5 protein-coding genes are annotated in these 4,801 nt (G+C 68.2%); 3 read left to right on the top strand and 2 right to left on the bottom strand.

Going from position 1 to position 4,801, the window contains the following annotated elements:
* Together VGE49_RS13045 and VGE49_RS13040 are read right to left on the bottom strand one after the other, a co-directional pair.
* Positions 1 to 223 (bottom strand): hypothetical protein (locus tag VGE49_RS13045; RefSeq protein WP_331034972.1); only part of this gene is annotated, 223 nt, incomplete at its 3' end.
* Between the two features lie 98 nt (positions 224 to 321).
* Positions 322 to 1,527: a pyridoxal phosphate-dependent aminotransferase gene (locus tag VGE49_RS13040; RefSeq protein ID WP_331034971.1), complete on the bottom strand. Its 1,206-nt coding sequence runs from the start codon at positions 1,525 to 1,527 to the stop codon at positions 322 to 324.
* A 121-nt stretch (positions 1,528 to 1,648) separates the two neighbouring features.
* Here VGE49_RS13040 and VGE49_RS13035 point away from each other — a divergent pair, with 121 nt between their 5' ends.
* The 3 genes from VGE49_RS13035 to mreC all read left to right on the top strand — a co-directional run.
* Positions 1,649 to 2,362 (top strand): TVP38/TMEM64 family protein, encoded by a 714-nt coding sequence (locus tag VGE49_RS13035; protein WP_331034970.1) that lies wholly within the window; start codon positions 1,649 to 1,651, stop codon positions 2,360 to 2,362.
* A gap of 332 nt (positions 2,363 to 2,694) precedes the next feature.
* Positions 2,695 to 3,735 (top strand): rod shape-determining protein, encoded by a 1,041-nt coding sequence (locus VGE49_RS13030; RefSeq protein ID WP_292082454.1) that lies wholly within the window; start codon positions 2,695 to 2,697, stop codon positions 3,733 to 3,735.
* Positions 3,736 to 3,850: 115 nt separating this feature from the next.
* On the top strand, positions 3,851 to 4,801 hold a 951-nt coding region (gene mreC, locus VGE49_RS13025), incomplete at its 3' end, for a rod shape-determining protein MreC (protein WP_331034969.1).

Genomic DNA, 4,801 nt, shown 5'->3' with positions numbered 1-4,801 from the left:
TCTTGTGCACGCCGCCGCCCGACATCATGGCCATGGGGTTGAAGCCGCCGCCGCCCCCGCCCCCGCCCATGCCCGACATGCCGGGCAGGCCGCTGCTGGTCTGGGCCGTCATCCAGTAGGTGGCGACGGGGCCGGTGGTGGGTTGGGACTGCGTGGCGGCGGGGCCGGCCACAGCAACGGCGGCGGTCAGCACCAGGGCGCTGGCTGTCGTCAAACGCTTCATGAGAGGGGCTCCGAAGGATCGAGTATCGACGATCTTCGAAAGCTACGCCTCGTACGACGATCGCGCCAGTGACGCGACCGCCGCCGGATGAGGAATGTCTATTTCAGCGAGGCGCAGAACTTCTGGATGCGGCGGCAGCCTTCTTCCAGCACCTCTTCCGAGGTGGCGTAGCTGATGCGGAAATAGGGGCTGAGGCCGAAGGCGGCGCCCTGGACCACGGCTACGCCTTCCTGATCCAGCAGTTCGGCGGTGAAGACCTCGTCGTCGGTGATGACCACGCCCGACGGCGTCGTCTTGCCGATCACGCCCTCGATCGAGGGATAGACGTAGAAAGCTCCCTCAGGCGTAGGACAGCGGACGCCCTCGGCCTGGTTCAGCATCGACACGACCAGATCGCGGCGCTTCTCGAAGGCGGCGGCGCGCTCGGCCAGGAAGTCCTGCGGGCCGTTCAAGGCCTCGACAGCGGCCCACTGACTGATGGACGAAGGATTCGACGTCGTCTGGCTGGCCACCTTGCGCATCAGGTCGATCAGCGGCTTGGGGCCGCCCGCGTAACCGATGCGCCAGCCGGTCATGGCGTAGGCCTTGGACACGCCGTTGACCGTCAAGGTGCGGTCATAGAGGTCGGGCGCCACCTGGGCGATGGTCAGGTATTCGAACCCGCCATAGACGAGGTGCTCGTACATGTCGTCGGTCAGGATCCAGACCTGCGGGTGCTTGCGCAGCACCACGGCCAGGGCTTCCAGCTCGGCGCGGGTATAGGCGGCGCCGGTCGGGTTCGACGGCGAGTTGAGGATCAGCCACTTGGTGCGCGGCGTGATGGCGGCGTCCAGGACCTCGGGGCGCAGCTTGAAGCCGTCGGCTTCCTCGCCGATCACGGTGACGGGCTCGCCGCCGGCCAGCAGCACCATGTCCGGGTAGGAGACCCAGTAGGGGGCCGGCACGATGACCTCGTCGCCGGGGTTCAGCGTGGCGACGAAGGCGTTGAAGATGACCGGCTTGCCGCCCGAGGCGACGTGGATCTGGTTGGCGGCGTAGGTCAGGCCGTTTTCGCGCGCGAACTTGGCGACGATGGCGGCCTTCAGTTCGGGCATGCCGTCGGCGTCGGTGTATTTGGTCTCGCCGCGCTTGATGGCCTCGATGGCGGCGGCCTTGATGTTGTCCGGCGTGTCGAAGTCCGGCTCGCCGGCGCCCAGACCGATCACGTCGCGACCCTGGCGTTTCAGCTCGCGCGCCTGGGCGGTCACGGCCAGGGTGGCCGAAGGCTTGACGCGGGCGAGGGAGGCGGACTGAAGGCTGGACATGTCTATCCCGTCTGGAGGATGTGGAGAGAGCCGGGGAGGCGAGGCTTGATACGCAACCCGGCGAGGCCGCACAACGTTTGTGCGTGCTCTTGGCGATCAAAAGGCGATTTGGGCGAAATTTATGCGGCGGATCGTCGATTTTCTGCTGAACATGGAAGCGCAGCGGTGGCGAACCCTGCTGGTCAGCCTGCTGCTGCTCGGCGGAATCATCGCCCTGTTCGCCTTCGGCAAGGCCCACTTCACCCTCGACGCCGAGGAAAAGCTGGAGGCCTGGCTGGCCGGTTATCGCATCGGGCCCTGGGGCCTGGTCGCGGCTGTCGTGGTCTTCACCCTGTCGGCCTTTCTCGGGGTGCCGCAGTTCATCCTGATCGCGGCCTGCGTGGTGGCCTTCGGGCCCTGGTTCGGCTTCCTCTACAGCTGGATCGCCACCGTGGCCTCGGCGGCCGTCACCTACTGGCTGGGGCGCGGGCCCACGGCGCGGGCGCTGGAGCGGTTCGGCGGCGGGGTGACGGAACGGCTGCGGCGCTTCGTGGGGCGCAACGCCTTTTCCGCCAGCTTCATCATCAGGAACGTGCCTTCGGCGCCCTTCATCGTCGTCAACATGGCGTTCGGCGCGGTGCGGGCCGATTTTCCCGGCTATCTGGCGGGGTGCGCCCTGGGCGTCCTGCCCAAGACCGCCCTGGTCGCCTTCTTCGGCGGGTCCTTCATGGCGGCGGTGTCGGGCGACGGGGTGTGGACCTCGCTGATCCTTGCCGGGGTCGCCGTCGTCTGGCTGGGGCTGATGCTGGCGGTGCGCGAGATCGTCAAGCGGCGCGAGGCGGCGCGCGGCGACTGAAGTCGGGCTCGACGGAGGGGTCTTGCGCCCCCTGCCGTCGCCGCCCGACGTTCAACGAGCGGGCCGCATCGACGATCTGACGCGGCGACCCGCAAGCGGGGCCGGAAAAGCTTGAGCGGACAGGGTTTCAAGCCTTGCTGTGACAAGGCTGTGATCGGTGCGTCATAGGCGCTTGCAATCGACGCGTCATGCGGGCAAACGGGCCTGTAGTCGGCCAGGCGAGGACGATCAGGACAGTTCGGCGCACATGGGTGCGCGGGGCAGGGGCGTCGCCAGCGCGGACGAACAAGACTCACGCCCTAGCAGGCCCGAACAAGCGGTACCCGACGCCCATGCTTTCACCCCTCTTCGGCATGATCTCCAACGACATCGCAATGGATCTGGGGACGGCCAACACCCTGATCTACATGCGCGGCAAGGGCATCGTCCTGAACGAGCCGTCGGTCGTCGCCCTGCGCAACGTCGGCGGCCGCAAGATCGTCCACGCCGTCGGCCTGGAAGCCAAGCAGATGCTGGGCCGCACGCCCGGTCACATGGAAGCCATCCGCCCGATGCGCGACGGGGTCATCGCCGACTTCGAAGTCGCCGAAGAGATGATCAAGCACTTCATCCGCAAGGTTCATAACCGCAAGGGCTTCGTGAACCCCAAGATGATCGTCTGCGTCCCCTCGGGCGCCACGGCCGTCGAGCGTCGCGCGATCAATGATTCCTGCCTGAACGCCTCGGCCCGTCGCGTCGGCCTGATCGACGAGCCGATGGCCGCCGCGATCGGCGCCGGCCTGCCGATCCACGAGCCGACCGGCTCGATGGTCGTCGATATCGGCGGCGGCACGACCGAAGTGGCCGTCCTGTCGCTTTCGGGCATCGTCTATTCGCGTTCGGTCCGCGTGGGCGGCGACATGATGGACGACGCCATCATCAGCTACATGCGCCGCAACCATAACCTGCTGATCGGCGAAACGACCGCCGAGCGCATCAAGAAGGACATCGGCACCGCCCGTATCCCGGCCGACGGCGAAGGCCTGTCGATCGAGGTCAAGGGCCGCGACCTGATGCAGGGCGTGCCGCGCGAAGTGAAGATGAGCGAGCGCCAGGCCGCCGAGGCCCTGGCCGAGCCGGTCTCGCAGATCGTCGAGGCCGTCAAGGTCGCCCTGGAAGCCACGCCGCCGGAACTGGCGGCCGACATCGCCGACAAGGGCATCATGCTGACGGGCGGCGGCGCCCTGCTGCGCGGCCTCGACGTCGAGATCCGCGACCACACCGGCCTGCCGGTCCAGGTGGCCGACGATCCCCTGTCCTGCGTCGCCATCGGCTGCGGCAAGGTGCTGGAGCACCCGTCGTGGATGAAGGGCGTCCTCGAGTCCTCGCTCTGAGGCTGATCGGCCTGTCGTAGGGACTGCGTTCTTCGGGAATCGGTTTTTGCGATAGGCTCTCACCGCCGGCGGGAAAGCTCCGCCGGTCCCGGATCTCTAGGTAGGAAGGCTGGCCGTGGCGTTTCGCGACGGACCGTTCGAGAACATCAAGGTGCCGCTGGCCTGGACGGCCGCGGTCGTGGTCGTCGTCGGCCTGGCCGGCGCGGTCATGCTGTTGCTGAGCGACAGCCGCGAGACGCCGAACGCCGACGGCTTTGCGCCCGTAAGGGCCGGCTTCGAGGCCGGCGCCGCGCCGGTGGGCGGGGCGCTGTCCGCGCCCGTCCGCTGGACCGGCAACGCCGTCGATTACGTCAAGGGCTACTTCTTCGCCGTGTCGGAGAACCGGCGTCTGCGTCAACAGGTCGTAGAGCTGAACGCCTGGCGCGACGACGCCCTGGCCTTGAAGAACGTCAACGCCCGCTACGAGCAGATGCTGGGCGTGAAGACCGAGCCGCCGGTGCCGATGGTCACGGGGCTGGCCATCACCGACGCACGCGGGCCTTTCGCTCGCTCGCGGCTGCTGAACGTCGGCGGCGCCAAGGGCGTGCGTATCGGCAATCCCGTGCTGAGCGAGCATGGTCTGGTCGGCCGGATCGTCGGCGCTTCCGCGGGCTACAGCCGGATGCTGCTGCTGACCGACGTGGCCGCGCGCACCCCTGTCCTGATCGAGCGCACCGACGCGCGCGCCATGCTGACCGGCGACGGCAGCGGCAGCCCGCGTCTGGACTATGTGCGCGGCGCCGGTTCGGTGAAGGAAGGCGACCGCGTCCTGTCGTCGGGCGACGGCGGCGGATTCCCGCGCGGCCTGCCCATCGGCGTGGCCGCCAAGGGCGTCGACGGCACCTGGCGGGTCAAGCTGTTCAGCGACCGCAGCGCCATCGACTATGTCCGCGTGCTGTTGTTCCAGGACTTCAGCCAACTGGCGGATCAGAACGCCCTGAACGCCCCGCCGCTGGCCAGCCTGAACACCGCGCCGCCGCCGACCCCGGCTCAGGCCGCCGCCATTCAGGACGTGGCCACGCGCCGC

The sequence above is a fragment of the Brevundimonas sp. genome (assembly GCF_036405315.1).
Taxonomy (GTDB): Bacteria; Pseudomonadota; Alphaproteobacteria; order Caulobacterales; family Caulobacteraceae; genus Brevundimonas.
Note: the sequence above shows the minus strand (reverse complement) of the source record. Positions and strands in the feature narration are given on the sequence as shown.